This is a genomic window from Cytobacillus sp. IB215316 (genome assembly GCF_033963865.1).
In the GTDB taxonomy this organism is placed as follows: domain Bacteria; phylum Bacillota; class Bacilli; order Bacillales; family SM2101; genus Nanhaiella; species Nanhaiella sioensis.
On record NZ_JAXBMC010000010.1, the window covers coordinates 156,818 to 179,492 of the forward strand.

The 22,675-nt window shown below is 36.6% G+C and carries 22 protein-coding genes; 1 reads left to right on the top strand and 21 read right to left on the bottom strand.

The features are described 5' to 3' along the window. Positions 1-19: 19 nt before the first annotated feature. From plsX to SLH48_RS15910, 7 genes are all read right to left on the bottom strand, one after another. Entirely contained in the window at positions 20-1,006 is a 987-nt protein-coding gene (gene plsX, locus SLH48_RS15880; RefSeq protein ID WP_320258952.1) for a phosphate acyltransferase PlsX, read from the bottom strand. A 16-nt stretch (positions 1,007-1,022) separates the two neighbouring features. Then, on the bottom strand, positions 1,023-1,589 hold the full coding sequence (gene fapR / locus SLH48_RS15885) for a transcription factor FapR (RefSeq protein ID WP_214482648.1): 567 nt from the start codon (positions 1,587-1,589) through the stop codon (positions 1,023-1,025). A gap of 88 nt (positions 1,590-1,677) precedes the next feature. After that, on the bottom strand, positions 1,678-3,726 hold the full coding sequence (recG, locus tag SLH48_RS15890) for an ATP-dependent DNA helicase RecG (RefSeq protein ID WP_320258953.1): 2,049 nt from the start codon (positions 3,724-3,726) through the stop codon (positions 1,678-1,680). Continuing rightward, the gene (sdaAA, locus tag SLH48_RS15895) at positions 3,719-4,606 is read right to left on the bottom strand and encodes an L-serine ammonia-lyase, iron-sulfur-dependent, subunit alpha (RefSeq protein ID WP_320258954.1); all 888 of its coding nucleotides are present in this window, start codon (positions 4,604-4,606) and stop codon (positions 3,719-3,721) included. The genes recG and sdaAA overlap by 8 nt, the downstream gene beginning before the upstream one ends. Before the next feature lie 40 nt (positions 4,607-4,646). Further along, positions 4,647-5,309 carry an L-serine ammonia-lyase, iron-sulfur-dependent subunit beta gene (gene sdaAB / locus SLH48_RS15900; RefSeq protein WP_214482645.1) on the bottom strand — a complete coding sequence of 221 codons (663 nt, stop codon included), beginning with the start codon at positions 5,307-5,309 and terminating at the stop codon, positions 4,647-4,649. Between the two features lie 662 nt (positions 5,310-5,971). Then, complete coding sequence (locus SLH48_RS15905) at positions 5,972-7,642, bottom strand: DAK2 domain-containing protein (protein ID WP_320258956.1); 1,671 nt, start codon at positions 7,640-7,642, stop codon at positions 5,972-5,974. 15 nt (positions 7,643-7,657) lie between these two features. Then, a complete protein-coding gene (locus SLH48_RS15910) occupies positions 7,658-8,020 on the bottom strand; it encodes an Asp23/Gls24 family envelope stress response protein (RefSeq protein WP_320208655.1) in 363 nt (120 codons plus the stop codon). A gap of 258 nt (positions 8,021-8,278) precedes the next feature. Between SLH48_RS15910 and rpmB the strand changes: the two genes are divergently transcribed. After that, positions 8,279-8,467 carry a 50S ribosomal protein L28 gene (rpmB, locus tag SLH48_RS15915; protein WP_214482642.1) on the top strand — a complete coding sequence of 63 codons (189 nt, stop codon included), beginning with the start codon at positions 8,279-8,281 and terminating at the stop codon, positions 8,465-8,467. 60 nt (positions 8,468-8,527) lie between these two features. On the opposite strand, the gene spoVM is transcribed toward rpmB, so the two are convergent. The 14 genes from spoVM to remA all read right to left on the bottom strand — a co-directional run bounded on the left by spoVM (position 8,528) and on the right by remA (position 22,615). Next, entirely contained in the window at positions 8,528-8,611 is an 84-nt protein-coding gene (gene spoVM, locus SLH48_RS15920) for a stage V sporulation protein SpoVM (RefSeq protein ID WP_214482780.1), read from the bottom strand. A gap of 132 nt (positions 8,612-8,743) precedes the next feature. Beyond that, the gene (locus tag SLH48_RS15925) at positions 8,744-9,385 is read right to left on the bottom strand and encodes a thiamine diphosphokinase (protein ID WP_320258957.1); all 642 of its coding nucleotides are present in this window, start codon (positions 9,383-9,385) and stop codon (positions 8,744-8,746) included. 262 nt (positions 9,386-9,647) lie between these two features. Beyond that, positions 9,648-10,298: a ribulose-phosphate 3-epimerase gene (rpe, locus tag SLH48_RS15930; protein WP_214482640.1), complete on the bottom strand. Its 651-nt coding sequence runs from the start codon at positions 10,296-10,298 to the stop codon at positions 9,648-9,650. Between the two features lie 3 nt (positions 10,299-10,301). Then, a complete protein-coding gene (rsgA, locus tag SLH48_RS15935; protein WP_214482639.1) occupies positions 10,302-11,183 on the bottom strand; it encodes a ribosome small subunit-dependent GTPase A in 882 nt (293 codons plus the stop codon). Between the two features lie 17 nt (positions 11,184-11,200). Continuing rightward, positions 11,201-13,201 carry a Stk1 family PASTA domain-containing Ser/Thr kinase gene (pknB, locus tag SLH48_RS15940; RefSeq protein ID WP_320258958.1) on the bottom strand — a complete coding sequence of 667 codons (2,001 nt, stop codon included), beginning with the start codon at positions 13,199-13,201 and terminating at the stop codon, positions 11,201-11,203. A gap of 6 nt (positions 13,202-13,207) precedes the next feature. Further along, positions 13,208-13,957: a Stp1/IreP family PP2C-type Ser/Thr phosphatase gene (locus tag SLH48_RS15945; protein WP_320258970.1), complete on the bottom strand. Its 750-nt coding sequence runs from the start codon at positions 13,955-13,957 to the stop codon at positions 13,208-13,210. Positions 13,958-13,962: 5 nt separating this feature from the next. Beyond that, positions 13,963-15,060, bottom strand: a complete 1,098-nt coding sequence (rlmN, locus tag SLH48_RS15950; protein WP_214482637.1) for a 23S rRNA (adenine(2503)-C(2))-methyltransferase RlmN — start codon at positions 15,058-15,060, stop codon at positions 13,963-13,965. Between the two features lie 5 nt (positions 15,061-15,065). Next, positions 15,066-16,409, bottom strand: coding sequence for a 16S rRNA (cytosine(967)-C(5))-methyltransferase RsmB (gene rsmB / locus SLH48_RS15955; protein WP_320258959.1), 1,344 nt, complete (start codon positions 16,407-16,409; stop codon positions 15,066-15,068). Then, complete coding sequence (gene fmt / locus SLH48_RS15960; protein WP_214482778.1) at positions 16,396-17,355, bottom strand: methionyl-tRNA formyltransferase; 960 nt, start codon at positions 17,353-17,355, stop codon at positions 16,396-16,398. Before fmt ends, rsmB begins: the two co-directional genes overlap by 14 nt. 120 nt (positions 17,356-17,475) lie before the next feature. Continuing rightward, entirely contained in the window at positions 17,476-19,887 is a 2,412-nt protein-coding gene (gene priA / locus SLH48_RS15965; protein ID WP_320258960.1) for a primosomal protein N', read from the bottom strand. After that, positions 19,884-21,089 carry a bifunctional phosphopantothenoylcysteine decarboxylase/phosphopantothenate--cysteine ligase CoaBC gene (coaBC, locus tag SLH48_RS15970; protein ID WP_320258961.1) on the bottom strand — a complete coding sequence of 402 codons (1,206 nt, stop codon included), beginning with the start codon at positions 21,087-21,089 and terminating at the stop codon, positions 19,884-19,886. Before coaBC ends, priA begins: the two co-directional genes overlap by 4 nt. Positions 21,090-21,522: 433 nt before the next feature. Then, on the bottom strand, positions 21,523-21,717 hold the full coding sequence (gene rpoZ / locus SLH48_RS15975; RefSeq protein WP_214482777.1) for a DNA-directed RNA polymerase subunit omega: 195 nt from the start codon (positions 21,715-21,717) through the stop codon (positions 21,523-21,525). A gap of 4 nt (positions 21,718-21,721) precedes the next feature. Next, on the bottom strand, positions 21,722-22,336 hold the full coding sequence (gene gmk, locus SLH48_RS15980; protein WP_320258962.1) for a guanylate kinase: 615 nt from the start codon (positions 22,334-22,336) through the stop codon (positions 21,722-21,724). A gap of 15 nt (positions 22,337-22,351) precedes the next feature. Further along, on the bottom strand, positions 22,352-22,615 hold the full coding sequence (remA, locus tag SLH48_RS15985; protein WP_320208645.1) for an extracellular matrix/biofilm regulator RemA: 264 nt from the start codon (positions 22,613-22,615) through the stop codon (positions 22,352-22,354). Positions 22,616-22,675 lie beyond the last annotated feature (60 nt).

A 22,675-nucleotide genomic window follows, 5' to 3' on the forward strand; every position in this document is an offset into this window, starting at 1 on the left:
TCATTCCTCTCTTTACTTATCAATCATCAGATTCAACTTGTTTCTTTATTAATTCAGTAACATTGTTATCAACGATATCTTTTGCTTGACGAATAGCGTTGAAGATCGCATTGGCGTCAGAAGAACCATGTGCTTTGATTACTGGAGCTTTTAATCCAAACAACCCAGCTCCACCATATTCTGAATAATCCATTTTAGCTTTTAAATCTAACAGTTGGGGCTTTAATACAGAAGCTGCAAATTTGCTCTTAAAATTGCTTGTTAATGTTGTTTTTAACATAGAAAAAACTGATTGTGCTGTTCCCTCTATTGCTTTTAATGTAACATTACCCGTAAAGCCGTCTGTTATGACTACATCTGCAACCCCTTCTAATAAGTCTCGCGCCTCAACATTACCAATAAAGTGTAATGACGCTTTTTCTAATAAAGGAAAGACTTGCTTCATAAGGTCGTTTCCTTTATTTTTTTCTGTTCCAATATTTAATAAACCCACTCTAGGTGATGGAACACCACGTACTTTCTCAGCATAAATCGATCCCATAATTGCATACTGGAGCAAATGTTGAGCTTTGGCATCCACATTAGCTCCAGCATCTAGCATAATAAAACCACGTCCATCTGCAGTTGGTAATGTGGGAGCTAATGCAGGGCGATCAATTCCATCGATTCGACCGACAATGAATAAACCCGCTGCCATAAGAGCACCCGTATTCCCTGCAGAAATACAAGCATCCGCACGCCCTTCTTTCACTTCTTTTGCCATAAGTACCATTGAGGCGTTTTTCTTTCTACGAACTGCCCTTACAGGCTCATCTGTTGCTTCAATGATTTCATTGGCATGTATTATGGAAAGACGTTTCTGTTCAGAAACATATGTCTTAATTTTGTCTTCATTCCCTATTAAAGTAATATGTAAGTTAGGGAAAGCTTCTAGTGCTTTTAGTGTGCCTAAAACAATTTCTTTAGGTGCATGGTCACCACCCATTGCATCGATTGCGATTCTCATTTGTTGGACCTACCTTTTAATTACTTTTTGAACGATACATCTCAAATTCCCCTGAAAAAACCATTTCTGCTCCGACAAAGCTAGTTACTTCTACTATTGTTCTCCCTTTCTTCTTATCCAAACCTATAACTTTGGCTTTAGCTATCACGCGCTCAGTTTCTTTTACTTGACGCATGAAACGGATTGTTGCCTGGGCTGTTAACGCTAGTTCATCGTTAATAACTGCAACCGCAAGGGAGTTAGCTTGAGCAAAAAGATGATGACCACGCATTATCTTATTTCTTTTAAAAACGTGTTCCTTTTCTACATCAAATATTGAAATAGCACTTTCATCAGGAACAATATCTACAATTTCTCCAATTACCTCTTCAATCGGAAGCGAACGAACTTGTTCATCAAAATTCTTTTCTGCAACATATTTAATTCGCTCACGTAATTCAGGAATCGATAATTCCATTCTATCAAGTCGTATCGTTTGGATGCTCACAGAAAATTGTACTGCTAATTCTTCGTCGGTGACGAATGGATTTTCAGTTATTGTCTGTTGTAATTGCTCCTGTCGTACTTTTTTATTTTTACGCATATGAGAAAACACCATCCGTATTATTATGACTAGGTACTAATAGTAGTATATAATTAATTACTTCAATTTGCAAATAAACAATCTGTTATTAATCCAGTTTTTCTCCATGTAAAGCACCGGTTTGTTGTAAATAATTTCTTAGCGCTTCATACTCATTATTTTGCCAAAATGCCGTTGAATGAATGAGCTTAGCAGCATCATCTCTCGCTACTTCCAATGCACGATAATCATGTACCATATCTGCGACTTTAAACTCTGGCACGCCACTTTGCTTTTTACCAAAGAAATCACCAGGTCCACGAAGTTCTAGGTCCTTTTCAGATAGCTTAAATCCATCATTTGTTTCTGTCATGATGTTCATTCGTTCTTTACCTACTTCTGATTTCGGGTCCGCTAGTAATATGCAATAAGACTGATTCTCACCACGACCAACCCGGCCTCGAAGCTGATGCAATTGTGACAACCCGAAACGATCTGCATCGTAAATCAACATAAATGTGGCATTTGGAACATTTACTCCAACTTCGACAACAGTTGTTGAAACAAGCACTTGAACGTTATTTGTACTAAAGTCTCTCATGACAGCTTCCTTTTCAGCAGAAGGAAGTTTACCATGCATTAGTCCAATATTATATTGATTGCTAAAATACTGCGTCAAAATACTATGGACATCTATCGCATTTTGCACGTCCAATTTATCAGACTCTTCAATGAGCGGACAGATAATATAAGCTTGTCTCCCTTTGATCAGTTCTTGCCTCATGAACTCAAGGACTCTCTCAAGCATGTCGTGTCTTGCCCAGTACGTTTCTATTTCTTTTCTTCCAGCTGGCATTTCGTCTATTACTGAAACATCCATTTCTCCAAAAACCGTGATTGCTAGAGTTCGAGGGATAGGAGTAGCAGTCATAAATAGAACATGAGCATTTTCACCTTTTTCTCTTAACGTTCTACGTTGTGCTACACCAAAACGATGCTGTTCATCAGTAATAACAAGACCCAATTTATTAAATGAAATCTCATCTTGAATTAATGCATGTGTTCCGACGATAATATCTATTTCACCGCGTGTTAGTTGGTCAATTATTGCTCTACGCTTTTTCCCTTTTACAGAGCTAGTTAACAGCTCAATACGCATTGGAAAAGAACTAAATAACTGCTTTAATGAGGATTCATGCTGTTCTGCTAATATTTCTGTTGGAACCATCAAGGCTCCCTGATAGCCTGCCAACACAGTTGCATATAGCGAAATCGCTGCTACAACAGTCTTTCCAGACCCAACATCACCTTGTAATAACCGGTTCATACGGTAGGGTATCGCTAAGTCACTTGTAATTTCGTGGACGACACGATTTTGGGCAGTAGTTAGTGGAAAAGGTAATTGATCAATAAAGCTGTCAAGCTCATTTCTTGAATATTCCATGACTACTCCTATAGATTGTTCCCTCTCGAACTTTCGAAGTGTTTGCATTTGTAATTGAAATAGTAAAAATTCTTCGTAAACAAACCTTCTTCTTGCTTGTTTTAGATCTTCATGTGATAAAGGTATGTGAATCGCTTGTATAGCATCTTTCTTACCAACTAATCGATACTTTTGTAGTAAAGAGCTAGGCAAATTTTCTTCAATTAATGTGCTATATTGATTTAGTGCTAAAGACATAAATCTTCGCATTCCTTTAACAGTTACCTTCCCTTTGATTGCGTAGGTTGGCTCTATCTCACTATTTTTTTGATGAGGTGAGAAAGAAAGTTCGCTTACTGTTATTGTTTGGCGGTGCTGATCCCATTTGCCAGTAACGGTGATGATTGCATTGATAGAAAGCTGTTTTTTATAGTACGGTCTATTAAAGCAGGTTACCGTAATTAAATACCTACCGACAAGTAAACGAAATGTGAGTCGAGATTTCTTTTTTCCATAATAAGTTAGAGAAGGTTCACTATGGACCTTCCCTTCCACTGTAACTTTTTCTTCATGTTTTACATCAGCTAAATCCCTCAATTGATAGTCTTCATATTTGTAAGGAAAATACTCAAGGAGATCTAACACGGTTTGGATACCCATATCATTTAATGATAGTGCTGTTTCTTCACCAATTCCTTTAATTGAAGTTACTAAGTCTGTTATTTCCTTACTCACTTGTACCTAGCGAAACGCCAAATATTTTTTGTTCAAGCTCTTTACCAGTTGGCGTTGCCGCTAACCCTCCTCGCGCTGTTTCTTTTAATGAAGTTGGCATATTTTGACCAATTTGATACATAGCATCTATTACTTCATCACAAGGGATTCGACTCGTTATACCTGCTAATGCCATATCTGCTGCAACCATTGCATTTGCAGCCCCCATGGCATTTCTTTTCACACAAGGAACTTCTACTAACCCTGCAACTGGGTCACAAACTAAGCCGAGCATATTCTTTAACGTAATAGCCATCGCCTCTGCTGATTGACTAGGTGTTCCCCCTGCCATTTCAACGATTGCTGCTGCTGCCATTCCTGCGGCTGAACCCACCTCAGCTTGACATCCACCTGCAGCACCTGAAATTGATGCATTGTTAGCTACTACAAAACCGAAAGCTCCTGAAGTGAATAAAAACTCTACCATCTGTTCCCTAGATGGATTTAGCTTATTTTTGACAGCAAAGAGTGTGCCTGGTACAACTCCTGCTGAACCAGCAGTTGGTGTAGCACATATCGTTCCCATTGCAGCATTAACTTCGTTTGTCGCTACTGCTTTACTTACTGCATCCAAAATCGTTTCTCCTGATAAGAAATTTCCTTTTTGTATATATGATTGTAATAACAATGCGTCTCCGCCTGTTAATCCAGAAAATGATTTTACTCCTGAAAGACCCTTCTCAACTGCTTTTTCCATAACCTCTAAATTTTTTTCCATTTGATTGAGTATTTCTGAACGACTCTTTTGCTTTACTTCCATCTCTTGCTGAATCATCACTTCAGAAATTTTTACGTTCTGCTCATTCGCTAACTCAATTAACTCAGCTACGTTACGAAACATTTAGATTTCCCCCTTATATACTTAGCTGGACATACTTTTCTTAATCTACAATTTTCGTCACTTGTAATATATTCGGAAGTGAATCAAGCTCATCTAAAACAAATTGCTCAATATTTTGATCTAGTTCGATTGTCATTAATGCAAGCTTGCCTTTTTCTTTACGTGAAACTTCCATATGTCCAACGTTAATCTTAAATTTTGCTAATACGTTGGCAACAGCAGCTATCGCTCCAAATTTGTCATTATGAGCAATGAGTATGGCTGGATGATGACCAGATAGCTTAAGTTCAAATCCATTTAGTTCAATAATTTCAATTTTCCCACCGCCGATGGATATACCAACTAGCTCTAATTCTCCATCATCATCTCCTATACGTACCCTAGCAGTATTAGGGTGGTCAGTAATAGCTTCTGCTCTTCGGAAAATAATATTTATGCCTAACTGATTGGCAATATCTAGCGACGATTTTATTCGTTCATCATCTGTTTCAAAGTCGAGCAATCCACCAACAAGTGCAATGTCAGTACCATGTCCTTTATACGTTTCAGCAAAAGACCCATAAAAAGATATTTTTGCCCATTTAGGCTGACGCCCAAATAGACTTCGCGCAACTTTACCTATTCTCGCAGCACCTGCAGTGTGTGAACTTGATGGACCAATCATAATAGGACCAATAATATCAAATACACTTTTATATTTCACAATAAACTTCTCCCTTTATTAACATATTTGAGATGCACTAAAGACAAGTAGCTTCCAGAAGACAATACTGGTGCCGTTTCAATGAATGCGCTTTCTGATGTCGAGTGCATTGATGAAGCAACCTCGATGGGATTAGCATCTGTGCTAGACAACATAGCTAGTGCAACACCTTTAATTATTATAAGTTTCTATTCGTATACTTGTTCCTATAATTCAGGATAAAGATGTGATTTACCACAACACTTATCACGAAGGATGCACCGAATTCTAGTTGTATGCGTGTTAATTTCTAATTATACAAAGTTCTTTTTGTAAACACGGTTGCTATTTTTACTAAAATTGGACAATATAATCAATGTTATGAGAGCTCAACATCATTCTAAAAGCAGAAAAGATGCCACAAAAGCTAGATGATTACGAGCGTATACGTTTTAGAACGACAAGCTATGCGAAAACAGCCTATGAATAAACATTCAAAGTAAAAACAGCCGATAATAATTACGTAGCTGCTTTTTAGTGCTTTATCTATTATAAGTGCTTCACCCATTCACCTAAGACTTTATCTTTGGAGAATGGGTGAAGAAACTCTAGCGATGAAGAATATCAGCTAGATTAAAATGAAAGAGCGTATATGAATGATATAATTTGTTAACCTACGCCATTTATTCTATAGCAAAAACAAATGAATAAAGAGGCTGCTTCCCATTATGCACTTCAACTTCAATTTCTGAATGCTGAGCTTCTATATAAGAGACAAGCTCCTCTACTTCGTCTTCAGCAGCATCTTCACCGAAGAGAATCGTGATAATTTCATCATCTTCATCTATCATATTGTCGAGCAATTCTTTCGCAACAGCTACTTTGTCTTCATTCGTTACATCAATCTTGCCATCATTTATTCCCATAAAATCGTTTTTGGATATATCTAAGCCATCAATATTCGTATCACGAATGGCATAAGTAACTTGTCCAGTTTTCACACCACTTAGTGCATCTGTCATTAACTGTTCATTTTGAGTTAATTCGATTGTCGGGTTAAAAGCCAGTAATGAAACCATACCTTGAGGTACTGTTTTAGACGGAATGACTACTACATTTCCTTCAACAACTGTAGCTGCTTGTTGAGCAGCTAAGATGATATTTTTATTATTCGGTAGAATAATAATATTATCGGCATTTACTTCATTTATCGCATTAACAAAGTCTTCAGTACTCGGATTCATCGTTTGTCCGCCCTCAATGACAGAATGTGCGCCAATGCTTTTAAATAAATCTGCAATTCCTGACCCCATTGCTACTGAAATAATTCCATAAGGCTTTTGTTGAGCAACCTCTCTTGGCTGTATTATTTCTTCCGTAGTGTTAACTATATTACTATGTTGCTCTCTCATGTTTTCTATTTTCATATTAATTAAAGAGCCGTATCGTTTCCCATATGACAGTACTTCTCCTGGTTCTTCAGTGTGAATGTGGACCTTCACAACCTCTTCATCAGCAACAACTAATAATGAATCACCATGTGCACTTAAATCATTACGAAATTGCTCTTGAGAAAAAGATGGCGTATCTTGGTTGTCTTCACTAAACTTCACCATAAATTCTGTACAATACCCAAATTCAATATCTTCTGTATCCATATGGCTTTGTATACTTTTATGATGTTCTGCGTTAATTAATTCAGTCATAGTAGGGATGGTAGATGATTGTATAATTGTTTCATCTTTAAGTTCCGCCAAAAAACCTTCATACACAAAAACAAGGCCTTGACCTCCACTGTCAACAACCCCAACTTCCTTTAATACTGGTAACAATTCAGGCGTTCTACTAAGAGAAGATCTCGCTTCCTTCACAATCTCTTCCATTAACAGGATTATATCTGTTTCATGTTCAGCAGCTGAAAGTCCTCGATTTGCAGCATCCTTTGCGACTGTTAAGATCGTCCCTTCAACAGGCTTCATCACAGATTTATAAGCAGTTTTAACTCCCGAGGCAAACGCTTCAGCAAACTCCACGCTGTTAATACTTTCCTTATGTTCTATCGCTGTAGCGAATCCTCGAAAAAGCTGAGATAATATAACACCAGAATTACCTCTCGCGCCCATTAACAAACCTTTTGAAAGCGATTTTCCTACTTTCCCAATATGGTCGGAAGTAACGTTGGAAACTTCCTTTGCTCCAGACGACATAGATAAATTCATATTAGTTCCAGTGTCACCGTCTGGAACAGGAAAAACGTTTAGTGCATCCACTAGTTTTGAATGATTAGCTAAATTTTTAGACCCCTGGATGACCATTTTAATAAAACGTTCTCCACTTAATTTCGTTAAAGACAAGATGTTTCCTCCTTACTATGCGTTCGTAACACGAACTCCTTGTACATAAATATTTACAGCATCTACTGCTAGTCCGATTGTTTGATCTAACGTATATTTCACTTTTGTTTGTACATTATTTGCAACCTCGGAAATCTTCGTTCCATAACCAACTATAATATACATATCGATCTGAAGGTTATCATCCTCTTGTCGAACAATGACTCCCTTGGTAAAATTATCTTTGCGTAATATGTCCGTTAAGCCATCTTTAATTTGATTCTTTGATGCCATACCAACTATCCCGTAGCAGTCTATTGCAGCTCCGCCAGCAATCGTTGCAACCACATCGTTCAAGATTTCAATCTGCCCGTATTTTGTTTTTAGTTCAATGGACATAAACGTTCCTCCTTTGGAATTGTACACCTGATTAAGGTCATTTTACTATAATAACAATTTTTTTAAAAGTAATACTGTAAATTAGCCGACGGCTAATTATAATCTGCCCCAATACGTATCTGTCAAGTAGATTTTCTTGAAAGCTTCTTATTGAACTGTTGCAATATGAATTGATGTGTGGTAAATTATATAAGTATTTCTTATAGCAAATATTGAAGTCTTTTTGAAAGCTTTATGGAAGTTAGGAGGGAGATAGACATGGCACGTAAATGTGTTGTTACTGGTAGAAAGACTCGTTCAGGTAATGCACGTTCCCATGCAATGAACGCTACAAAGCGCAAATGGGGTGCGAACCTTCAAAAAGTACGTATTTTAGTTGACGGAAAACCTAAACGTGTATATGTATCTGCTAGAGCTCTAAAATCTGGTAAGGTAGAACGCGTTTAATAAAGTATATTAACCGTTTGCATCAGTAAAAAAAGCACCTGACTATCGGTGCTTTTTTTACTATTCCTTTTTCTTAAAAGTCCCAAGCATTGCTCTAATAATTCCACCTAAAAATCTCGGTAATTTAATCGTATAAAATTTCATTGTTTCCCTCCTCACCAATGGTCCACGCATGACATTTCGATTCAATAAGCCTGTAATTTTTCTGTATAATTTCCTCTATAAGTATATTCAAGAATGCAAAAAAAGTACCTATTAACACTCTCATTAGCGGTATCAGTCTGTGCTTCTTACCATCAATAATATGCCACTAGTAAATGAAAAAGTACCTCGATCATCATTTAGTTCATTACTAATACATAATGTCGACCCTAATTTAATATGACAATTTTCTAATGGATATTTAAACCCAGATAATGATAGTTGCTCTATTTCTTTAGAAAAAGGAAGAAAAGATATGTAACGATAACTTTCATGTTTTTTTACAGAGTATGAACCTGGTTCATACATCGTCACATTATTTTGGGTATCAATTAAATGAATTTGTACGTCTTTTGCCAGTCCATTCACGAGAAGCTGTATATTGCCTAACAGATGATCTAATCTCCCCCCAGAACAGCCAAACAGTTGAATGGTTGTTGGTTGTTGTGCTAGAGCCCATTGAAGAGCAATTTCTATATCAGTTAAATCTTTTTCTTCCGGAAATATATGAACGTGTTTTAGCTGTTGTTCAATATACCTCATCTCACCTGGTGTAATAGAATCAAAGTCTCCAAATGCATGGCTCGGAACAATATCTGAATGGATTAAATATAATACACCTCGGTCAGCACCAACCCATAAGCACTCTTCACAGTTATATTGCTGAAGTGACGGAACATAACGAACAGGACCTCCACCTACAATATTTATGATCATTCCTACCATCACCTATCTTTATATTACGTTATATTTGTAAAAGCTCTTTTAATAAACTTTGTTACAATTGTTACAACATTATTTTAACTATTTATTGTTTATTCGATTATCATTGTTTTATCGAAGAAAGAGTACCACGAAATTGATCTGAAAATGTGTTTATGTTTTTAGGATAACACGCAGAACTCCGTAGCCTACGTAAAAAAAGGATATCACCAAAGATATCCTTTCAAGTTCGTATGTAAGCTACCATTAAGAGAGTTTAGTTTATCCCTCGGATACTCTCAATAGCCTCTTTACGATTTTGTTTATTATACACTGCAGATCCAGCCACTAAGACGTTTGCTCCTGCTTCTACGCATATTGGGGCTGTTTCAACATTTACACCACCGTCAACCTCAATTTCAACTTGTAACCTTTTATCTTGGATCATCTTTGATACTGCTTCTATTTTCGGAACAACTGAACGTATAAATTGTTGACCTCCAAAACCTGGGTTCACTGTCATTAGTAATACTAAATCAATATCTTCTAGAATATGTTGAATTGATTCAACTGGAGTTGATGGATTAAGGACTACACCAGCCTTCACGCCGTGTTCTTTAATAAGGTGAATGGTCCTATGCAAATGAGGACATGCTTCTACGTGAACTGAAATAATATCAGCTCCTGCCTTTGCGAACAATGGAATGTATGTATCTGGATTCTCAATCATTAGATGAACATCTAGCGGTATATTTGTAATTGGACGAATCGCATCAACGATTAGAGGGCCTATCGTAATGTTTGGGACAAAATGCCCATCCATCACATCAATATGAATATAATCAGCGCCTCCTTCAACCACATCTGTTATTTCATCCGCTAATCGTGAAAAATCTGCTGCTAATACTGAAGGTGCTACCTTTATCATACATTAATACCTCGGCTTTCTATCATTAATTTCTTGTAAAAAATGAATATAGTGATCATAGCGATAAGAAGCTATAGTACCGGATTTTACAGCATCTTTTACAGCACACTTAGGTTCCGATACATGAGTGCATCCCCGAAATTTACAACGTGAACTTATGTCGCTCATCTCGGGGAAACAATAAGAAAGCTCATTCGCTTCAATATCGGTAAAATCCAAAGAACTAAATCCTGGGGTATCGGCGACTAACCCATTACCGATGGATAATAACTCCACATGACGTGTAGTATGTTTTCCTCTCCCTAGATGTGAAGAAATATCGTCTGTCTTTAATTCCAACTCTGGCCTGAGTGCATTGAGTAATGAAGATTTCCCAACACCAGATTGGCCTGCAAAAACAGAAATATGGTTATTCAAGAAAGGTGTGAGCTTTTGAATACCTTCCGTTGTAATCGACGATGTCAAAACTACTTCATATCCAATTTGGCGATAATCATCAGCATATTGGTGAATTTCTTGAATCAATGTCTCACTGGCTAAATCAATTTTACTTATACAAATAAGCGGCTCAATATTCTTTGACTCTATCAATACTAAAAAACGATCTAGTAATGCTGTGCTAAAAGCAGGCTCAAATGCAGAAAATACTAAGATTGCCTGATCAACATTAGCAATTGGCGGACGGTTCAATTCATTTTTCCGTTCCTTAATGTCCAATATATATCCTTCTTGATCATTATCTGCTTGATAGACAACTTGATCACCAACTAGTGGTGTAATATTTTTTTTTCGAAATACACCTCTACCTCGACATTGAACCGTTTGTCCATCGTTATACACGTAATAAAATCCACTCAAAGCTTTGATGATTTTACCTTCTAGCATTGACTCACTCCTACTATCTAGTCTTGAATATCTTTGTATCGAATCGTTTCTTCATAAAGAATTATTTTATCACGCAAAATTTTATATTCTGCTTTGCCGCCTTTCTCTATAATAAACTCAATTTTTTTATCAATCGTTTCAGTTATATCGAATTTATCGTATACCTCATTTATATATCTTTCCGCATCGTCAATATAAATAACAATTTCATTAAATGTATCTCCGTCATATTTAGGCTCAAAAGGTATTATAAAAGTTTGTTCAAGCGTCTTTATGGTCTCTTCTGGTTCTTCTGGTTCTTCTGGTTCTTCCTCTTTGCCCTTTGATAAATAAACTATCACTTCAGCACCTTTATCTAACTCTGTACCTTCTTGTGGTGATTGTTTAAAAACCAAACCTTTTGCGACTTCATCATCAAATTCATCTTCTATTTTAATATTTAAACCTGTTTCTTCAGCATAGTCGTTGACTCCTTTTTGTGATCTTAGAGTCAAATCCTTCAATATTATTTTTTCGGGTCCCTTACTGACAGTAAAAATTACTTCCTGCTCATCCGGTATGACAAGGGAATCCGGATCTGGGGATTGATCAATGATTATTCCAGCATCATATTCATCACTTGACTGTTCCCTTTTAGTAACATCTGTAAAATTATGTTTTTCTTGCAATTGGTCTTTTGTTCTGTTGTAATCGTCCCCTATATAATCACCAAACTCAAATTTTTCTTTCCCACTGCTTCTATAAATATTTATTCCTGCACCAGGTTTTACCATAGCACCGTCTTCAGGATCAGTCTTAATAACAAGGCTTTCAATGACTTCATCACTTGTTTGATCTATTGTTTTTGTAATAACAAGATCTAATGCTTCAAGCTTTTTTACAGCTTCATCGTACTCCATATTTTTAACGTCGGGTACTGCAACATCATCTGGTGTTAATAAAGAAGGAATAAGGGTCACAGCTAAGACCGCCGCAATGACTAACATAAAAAACGTCGTAGTAATAATCATAGGAAGTCTTTTTCGCTTGTTTTTTTTAAGTTGTTTTGTTTCCTCAGATGATGGCTGTTGTGGCTGTTGTGGCTCTTGTACCTTTGTTTTTTCATTAGCTAACAACTTCTCGTTAGTTAACACCGGAATCGCTTTCGTAACCTCATCATCTTCAACAGGCAGTGTGAATTTTTCTTCTGTCATTTTCTGTGGATCAAGAGCTGATCTTATATCAGCTTCCATGTCGTCTACAGAATCATACCTATGCAACGTATCTTTTGCAGTAGATTTTAAAATAATATTTTCTACACTTTGAGGGATGTCCGGATTCCACCTTTTTGGTGATGGTGTTTCTGATTGTAAATGTTTTAGTGCGATAGACACTACAGACTCGCCAGAGAATGGTATTTCTCCGGTCAACAATTCAAACATGACAATACCTAATGAATAGATATCAGATTTTTTATTCGCCAAACCACCACGCGCTTGTTCAGGAGATAAATAATGAACAGAACCTAATACAGAATTAGTATGTGTAATCGTAGTTGAGCTTAATGCCATTGCTATACCGAAGTCCGTAATTTTCACTGTTCCGTTATTGTTAACTAATATATTTTGTGGTTTAATGTCTCGGTGAACGATTTGGTTTTGGTGAGCGTGAGAAATTGCTGATGTCAATTGTTCCATAATATTTAAAGTTTCCTGCACTGACAAAGGAGCGTATGCTTGAATATATTGCTTCAATGTTTTTCCACGTACATACTCCATAACAATGTAATAAATATTATCCTCTTCTCCCACATCATAAATCGTCACTATATTAGGGTGGGATAAGCTCGTTGCAGCTTGGGCTTCTCGTCGAAAGCGTCTTATGAAATCCTCATCATGAGAAAAATCTAAGCGCAAAACTTTGATGGCAACCTCCCTGTCAAGAATCATATCTTTGGCAAGGTAAACGTTAGCCATTCCCCCTCCACCGACCACCTCAACAATATCATATCTATCATTTAGACGTTTTCCAATTAACATTTTAGATCACCTGCTCTCATATTCCGATGTATATTCGATGATCGAAAGCGTTATATTGTCCTCGCCCCCATGCTCGTTAGCAAGATCGATGAATGCATGAGCTTTCTCACTTAACGAAAGGTCAGACTGTAATGTCGAGGTAAATTCATCTTCTGATATTTTATTAGATAGTCCATCGGAGCATAATAGGAGTATATCATCCTCTTCTAAAATAATGGTCTTTATGTCGAGTTTGATATCCTCCTCAGTTCCTAACGCTCTAAGTAAAACATTTTTTCTTGGATGATGTTCTGCGTCTTCTTTGGTGATTTGACCTGAACGAACCAATTCGTTAACTAAAGAATGGTCTTCTGTAAGCTGAGAAAAGCCCGTATCATTTAGAAGGTAACAACGACTATCACCAATATGCCCAACTGTTGTAAAGTTAGATGTGCATAATGCTACGACTAAAGTTGTACCCATTCCATTACAGTGAGGATTGTCATGAGCATGTTTAAACAGGGCTTCGTTCACTTTCACGACATGCTCCATTATCCACTTCTCAGCTTCTTCTGGTGTGTTGATACGTTCATTGTTCTCCCAAAAATCTCGTAATTGATTACTCGTCATTTCACTAGCAACATCACCTGCTCTATGACCTCCCATACCGTCTGCTACGATTACAAGAAGATCTCCATGTTGATTTTTGAATATCCCACCATTATCCTCGTTATGAGGACGAACTTTCCCCTTGTCTGTGAGAAATACTGAATTCACAACGTTCACCTCGTCTCCTCTTTACGTTCCTTTGCACGTAATTGACCACAGGCTGCATCGATATCATGTCCATGTTCACGTCTGATCGTTACATTGATTCCACGTTTCTTCAACGTTTTCTCAAAAGCAAATATTTGATTTTTCGGCGTGCGTACATAATCGCGTTCTGGCACATAGTTAACTGGAATTAAGTTCACATGACAGTTAATTCCTTTTATCAGCTTGGCCAACTCTTCTGCGTGTTCAACTTGATCATTGACCCCACCAAACAAACCATATTCAAATGATACGCGCCTTCCCGTTTTGTCAATATAATAACGTACCGCATCCATTAATTCCGGCAATTTATAAGCCCTATTAATAGGCATTAAATTACTTCTTATATCTGAATTTGGTGCATGTAGTGATATAGCAAAATTAATTTGCATGTTCTCATCTGCAAATTGATAAATTTTAGGAATAATACCACTCGTTGAAACTGTAATGTGTCTCGCACCTATGTTTAAACCTGCATCATCATTGATAATTTTTAGAAAGGATAGCATTTGATCATAATTATCAAATGGTTCACCAATACCCATTATCACAACATGACTGACACGTTCATTTAATTCATCTAACGCCTTTTGAACTGTTACAACTTGTGCAACGATTTCGCCGGCAGTAAGATTTCGTTTTAGACCACCTAAAGTTGATGCACAAAATGTGCAACCTATTCGACATCCAACCTGTGTAGTTACACAAACAGAATTTCCATAATTATGCGTCATTAACACGGTTTCTATTGAGTAACCATCATACAATTCGAATAAAAACTTCATCGTTCCATCCGATGATGTTTGTTGAATAATCGTTTTTAGAGTAGTGATCGAAAAATGTTGCACCAATAATTCTCTCAAACTTTTTGATAAGTTGGTCATATCATCGAATGAATCAACCCTTTTTATATAAAGCCATTCAAAAACCTGTTTAGCTCTATAAGACTTTTCACCATTCGACTTGAGCCAGCTTTGTAATTCTTCTAATTTCAACGAGTAAATAGAAGGTTTAATCACATCATTAGTTGTATTGTTCTTTTGTTCTGTTTTTGTTGTATCTTCCATTTACATTACACCCGCTTTCTTAAACATGCTATATAAAAACCATCTGTTTTAAAATAATGAGGCAAAAGCTGAAGCTGTCCATTTTGAACATATGGACGTACATTTTCTGGGAGCCTCTCATTAATTGTTAAATCCTGTTCATAATCTTCATGTTCTAGTAAGAACTTATCGATGACATCGCTATTTTCAGCTTTATCTATTGTACATGTACTATATACCAATATCCCATCTTTTTTTAATAAAGGTGCTACAGCTTTTAAAATACTCATTTGGATTTCCGCTAACTTCAATACATCTTCCTCTGTCTTGGCATACTTGATGTCCGGTTTTCTTCTAACAACTCCTAGCCCCGAACAAGGTGCATCAACAAGAATTCTATCAAAGCTTTCTTGCGCATAATATTGCTGAACTTCTCTGCTATCAAGCACATTTGTTTCAACATTTGACAGCTCTAACCTATCTACCTGCTCTTGAACAAGCTTCACCTTATGTTTATGAAGATCAATCGACACAACTCGTCCTGTATTTTTTAATAGTTCCGCTATATGTGTAGCCTTCCCCCCTGGCGCACTACACGCATCAAGAATAGTGTTATGCACCTTTACATTTAAAGATTTAGCTACAAGCATAGAGCTTTCATCTTGGACGGTAAACAAACCTTCTTGGAAGGCTGTTGTTTTCGCAAGATTTCCTTTCATACTTTTTATTGCATCGTCTGACAGATCACCTTGTACAACGTCATATCCTTCATTATTTAGATGGGCTAACAGCTCGTCTTTCGTCAACTTATTCGTATTCACTCTAACAGTTTGAACTGGAGGCATCAAATTTACTTCACACATTTGTTTAGTAGCTTCATAACCTAATTGGTCAACCCAGCGTTTGATGAGCCATTTAGGGTGACTCGTTTCAATAGCTAGACGCTCATAAGGATCCGTAATTTCTGCGAAGGAAGGAGCTCCTTCCCGTTGATATGCTCTTAAAACCCCGTTTACCATTGAAGAAATACCTTTATGCCCCCGTTGCTTGGCAATTTCTACTGCTTCAAAAATGATCGCGCGGTCAGGGACTCGGTCAAGGTATACCATTTGATAAGCAGACATTCTTAAAAGGATGTATACCCACTTTTCTATCTTACGTTTAGATTGTGTAAACGGACGTAAAAAATAATCAAGCGTCATTTTTCGTTGAATCGTCCCGTAAACTATTTCTGTAAGAAGACCGACGTCTTTGCTATTTAGGTGATTTTTTTCTATCATACGATTTAATAAAATATTGCTATACGATTGATTTTTTTCTATAGAAAGTAGTATATCAAGTGCAACATTTCTTACATTACTTTTTTTCATGTCCTTCTCCTAATTGTACACCAACTTGCAATGAAGAACCCATGCCACGTAAATATTCTTCAGCAGTCATGCGCTTCTTGCCTGCTGGCTGTAGCTCAGTAATTTTTATACTAGTATCATCGCCAGTGGATACGATAAAACCATCCTGTTCAATAGAGGTAATTGTTCCAGCTACGTGATCATTATGTGTACTCAACTTTTCTCCCCACCAAACTTTCATTACCTGTCCATCTAGCATTGTATATGCTACAGGCCATGGGTGAAGGCCACGAATCTGATTATAAATTGCATCTCCAGGTCTAGACCAATCTATTTTTTCTTGTTCACGCTTAATATTATAAGCAAAAGTAACTTCGTCTTCATGTTGTTTTGTTGCTTTAATCTCATTGTTTAGTAACAAAGGAACTGTTTCTGATAATAGCTTAGCACCAGCAACACTTAACTTATCATGTAATGTACCCACATGATCAGTTTCTGCTATTGGAACCTCTACTTGAGTAATAATGTCTCCAGCATCAAGCTTCTTTTCCATATACATGATCGTAATCCCAGATTTCTTTTTCCCTTCCATAATAGCATAATGGATTGGTGCACCACCCCTAAGTTCAGGAAGTAGTGAAGCATGAACATTAATACAGCCAAACTTAGGAGTTTCTAGTATTTCTATCGGTAAAAGTTGACCGAAAGCTGCCGTCACAATTAAATCTGGTTGTAAACTGAGCACCTTATCATACTCATCTTTTAAACTAAGCCTTTCTGGTTGTAAAATGGGTATGCCATGCTTTTCAGCTTCCACCTTCACAGGGGGTGGGGTCAAAACTCTCTTTCTTCCTTTCGGACGATCTGGTTGTGTTACAACTGCTATTACGTCGTATCCATCATTAATTAATTGTTGCAATACGGGAACAGAAAAATCTGGAGTTCCCATAAATACTACTCTTGTCATGCTCATCCTGCCCTTCTATAGAATGAATAAGTCCGTAACCATTTCATGACCTATTACCATTCATTATACGTTCTTACTTTACTAGTCCATACGTTAACTTTAAATTTCTTCTGTATTTAATCACATGAGTATGTGTGGATTTAAATCAATAGCAACAGATAAGTTATTTCTAAGCATCTCTGCTTGGTATTTATCTATTATTTTCTTTAAAGCTAATCTTAGTTTGGGTTCATTTTTGTATTTTACCATGCATTGGTATCGATATCTATTATTTACTCGCGCCACCGGTGATGCTACAGGACCATATATGATTGTTCGGTCACTTAATTGTTGTCTTAAATATGCAGTAATTTTTTCAGTTATATCTACGACTTTTAATAATTGAGCATGTGAAACTGTAATTAATGCAAGATAATAGAATGGTGGGTATTGATGAAGCTTTCTAAGAACCATTTCCTTTTGATAAAAAATATCATAATTATGTTCACTTGCTAATTGAATACTATAATGCTCAGGTGTGTATGTTTGAATAACGACTTCACCTGGTAATTCATGTCGACCTGCTCGACCACTCACTTGGGTTAATAATTGGAAAGTCTTTTCAGATGAACGAAAATCTGGAATATGAAGTATTGTATCTGCTGTTAGTACACCAACCAATGTAACATTTGGGAAATCAAGCCCTTTAGCTATCATTTGTGTACCTAACAAAATATCTGCTTTCCCTTCACCAAAGTCATTTAATAAACGCTCGTGCGCACCCTTACGACTCGTTGTATCAACATCCATTCTAATTACTCGTGCATTTGGAATTACTTTAGTTAATTCTTCCTCGACTTTTTGTGTACCCGTTCCAAAAAAACGTATATGATCACTTTGACATTCGGGACATTCATTAACAGCTTGTTGTTCGTATCCACAATAATGACATTTCAGCTGATGTTCAGTTCTATGGTACGTGAGAGATATATCACAATGTGGACATTGGACAACAAAACCACAATCACGGCACATGACAAAAGAAGAATAGCCACGTTTGTTCAGCAGTAACACAGCTTGTTCTCCCTTTTCAATCCGATTCATTAATCTCTCAAATAATAGGGTAGAGAACATTGATCTATTCCCACTCCTAAGCTCTTCTCGCATGTCAACGATATCTACTGTTGGCAATGGTTGGTCGTTCATACGTTTAGACAGTGTTAATAGTTTATACACATCTTTTTTGGCTCTAGCGAATGATTCTAACGTCGGCGTTGCACTGCCAAGCACAACTGGACAATTATGATACTCACCTCGATAAATTGCAACATCTCGAGCATGATACCTAGGGTTTTCCTCTTGTTTATAACTCGTTTCATGTTCCTCATCAATAATGATAATTCCTACATTATCAAATGGTGCAAAGATCGCAGACCTTGCTCCAACTACAACGCTCACTTCATTCCTTTGTATTTTTCTCCATTCATCGTATTTTTCACCCGTGCTTAAACCACTGTGCATAACAGCAACTTTTGATCCAAATCTTCCTTTAAACCTTTTTACCATTTGAGGGGTTAATGATATTTCAGGAACTAATACGATTGCTTCTTTCCCTTTTTTAAGAACTGCATCAATTGATTGCAAATATACTTCAGTTTTTCCACTACCCGTTACACCGTACATTAAAAAAACACTATGAATTTCTTTTTCAATATCACTTAATATTGGTGAAATGACTTCCTGTTGTTCATTTGTTAATGGTAATGGATGAGTTCTCTCAAATACGCGACCTTCAAACGGATTTCGATACACTTCTTTTTCACGCTCGATTAGGAAGCTTTTATCCAATAATGATTTAATAGCAGAAGTGTTCCCAAACATTTGAGCTAGCTCCTTTTTGGAGATCTCAGAAGAATGTTCACGAAAATAGCTGAGTATTTCCTTTTGCTTACCAGCTTGCTTTGGTAAACTCTCTACAATGTGATCAATTTCATCAATCGAGATTCCCAAGCTAATTACTTTGTTTTTTTTCATTTTGGCACGATCTTTGACTTGATAAATCACTTCTAAATTACCTTGCCGCACTTCATTTTGAATATCATACAACATATCTGATTGTTCAAGTTCTTTCCATAGCACTGTCTGTTTGCTGCTAAACAATTGTTGTAATTGGTTTGGTAAGTCCATTAAGCTTGCTGACGAGCTCAACTTTATTTCTTTGTCATATTTTGCCCTCAACGCTGCTGGGAGCATTGCTTGATAAGCTGAAATAGTATAACAAAGTGCATAATTCGATAACCAAGACCCCAAATTAAGTAACTCATTATTCAACACTGGCGTAACGTCTAATATTGTTTGAATAGGCTTTAATTTATCAAAGTCTGAGTGGTTTTTTATTTCTACTACAAAACCTTGTACCTTTCTTGAGCCGAACGGAACAACCACTCTCATCCCTTCTTGAATAATCACAGTCCATTTAGCAGGGATTTCATAATCAAATGTTTTGTCAGTTTGATGTGCTGGAACATCAACAATTACGCTTGCTATTTTCATATATGAACATCAACCATTTTTCTTATTTCTAATAATAAAGATTCGGCAACCTCTTTTTTAGTTAATAAAGGGAGCGCTATTTTCGTATGATCTTGTTTATAAATTGTGACGATATTCGTATCTACACCAAAACCAGCACCGTGATCATCAACCTTATTCGCTACGATCATATCTAGATTCTTTTTCTTCATCTTGGCTAGGGCATACTCTTCAACACGATCGGTTTCAGCTGCAAAGCCAATTAGTAATTGATGCTCTTTTCTTTCACCTAATGTTTTTAAGATATCTGTTGTACGTTCCATTTCAACAATGTAATCATCAGGTTGTTTTTTTATTTTCTGCTTCCGCTCATTCTTTGGACGATAATCTGCTACAGCTGCACATTTAACGACAATATCACTATGGTCATATAATTTCAGTATCTCATTCAACATATCTTGAGCAGATTCTACTTTTATGGTTTCAACATTTAACGGTGGATCAATGTTTGTAGGTCCAGATATTAAAACGACGTCTGCACCTAAACGAGCTGCTTCTTCAGCAATTGCATAACCCATTTTCCCAGAAGAGTAATTTGTGAAATAACGAACCGGGTCAATTCTTTCCCGTGTTGGTCCAGCAGTCACAATCATTTTTTTCCCTTTTAAAGGCTTTTTACTGTTAGAAAAATGTTCAGTTAATAGTTTAACGATATTTTCCGGTTCTTCTAACCTTCCTTTTCCAACGTATCCACACGCTAAATATCCTTCACTAGGCTCAATAAATTCATATCCAAAGCTTGCTAACTTGCTAATATTTTGTGTTACAGCTGGATGATCATACATATGGACATTCATTGCTGGAGCAACCCACACTGGCGCAGTCGTTGCTAATAACGTAGTAGTTAACATATCATCAGCTATCCCATTCGCAAGTTTGCCGATAACATTTGCCGTAGCGGGAGCAATTAAGACGATGTCAGCCCAATCAGCTACATCGATATGAGCAATCTTAGACGGGTTTTTCTCATCAAAAGTGTCAATATATACATCATTTCTAGTAAGTGCCTGAAATGTCAATGGTGTTACAAATTCGCAAGCAGATTCTGTCATTATAACTTTTACATTTGCCTCAGCTTGAGTCAGCTTACTAGCTAAAGCAGCTGCTTTATACACAGCAATGCCTCCACTCACACATAACAATATATTTTTATTTAACAACATAATTTTCGCCACCTTGGAATGAAATTACTATTTCTGTATTTAAAAAGGCTCTTTTCTTGTACTTTGTACTAATATTACCAAATTGGCATTCTAAAAAGTGGTTTTACGTGTAGGTCATCGTTGTATTGAAGAAAAGATGCCACGATCGTTAGCCATATTCATGTTAAGCTCTTAAAGCGAAAAAACAATCAATGTTGAAAACAGCCATTTAAAAAGGCTCTTTCGTATACTTTGTACTAATATTACCAAATTGGCATACTAAAAAGTGGTTTATGTGTAGGTCATCGTTGTACTGAAGAAAAGATGCCACGATCGTTAGCCATATTCATGTTAAGCTCTTAAAAAAGCTAAAAAATAAAAAATGTATGAAAAACTATTGTTGATAAAAAAACAACCTAAGAATATAGGTTGTCATTGATCCATTTGAAATTTCTTATTTATTCTTATATGTTAGAATACCTTCATTTATTTCTTCTAACGCCTTACCTACATATTTCTCTGATACCGTCTTTTCAAGCATTGCATTATTATTTTCTTGCATATCACGAGCCCTCTTTGACGCAACAGTTACAAGGGTATATTTTGAATGTAACTTCCCCATTAAAGAATCAATAGATGGATATAACATTTTTTTATTCAACCTCCAACATTTTTCTATATCGGTTAGCAATTCTATCTCTGCGACAATGTTCTGCCGTAACGATTGCTTTTATGCGTTCACACGCTAGTTCAACCTCATCGTTTTCTACAACGTAGTCGTAAGCGTTCATCATTTCAATTTCTTGCCTAGCAGCGTTCATTCGATTATTAATTACCTCATTTGATTCAGTACCTCGAGTAGTAATTCTATTTTCTAATTCAGTTAAACTCGGAGGCATAAGGAAAATAAACAAGCCCTCAGGAAATGCTTTACGAACCTGCATAGCACCTTGAACTTCAATTTCTAAGAAGACATCCTTACCTTCTTGAAGAGTCTTTTCAACATAATCTACAGGAGTTCCATAGTAATTCCCTACAAACTCTGCCCATTCGAGCAGTTTAGATTGTGCTATTAACGATTCAAACTCTTCTCTTGATTTAAAAAAGTAATCCACCCCATCGACTTCCCCTTCACGTGGCTTACGGGTAGTCATTGAAATTGAATAATGTAACTTTATATCAGTTTGTGAAAATAATGCCTTACGTACTGTACCTTTTCCAACACCAGAAGGTCCCGAAAGTACTATTAATAAACCTCTTTCTTTCATAACTTATTTTTGAACCTACCCTTCATCAGATAAATCATCCTTGTTTATTAAACGTTGTGCCACTGTCTCAGGCTGCACCGCAGAAAGAATAACATGTTCACTATCCATCACAAGGACAGCTCTCGTTCTTCTACCGTAAGTTGCATCAATAAGCTTTCCACGATCACGAGCTTCTTGAATAATCCTTTTTATAGGAGCAGATTCAGGGCTGACAATAGAAATGATACGATTTGCTGAAACGATGTTACCGAAACCTATATTAATTAATTTTATAGACATAACGGATCCTCCTATATGTTACTTAATTAGTTTAGCCGTCATAGCTCTGCTGTAACCACT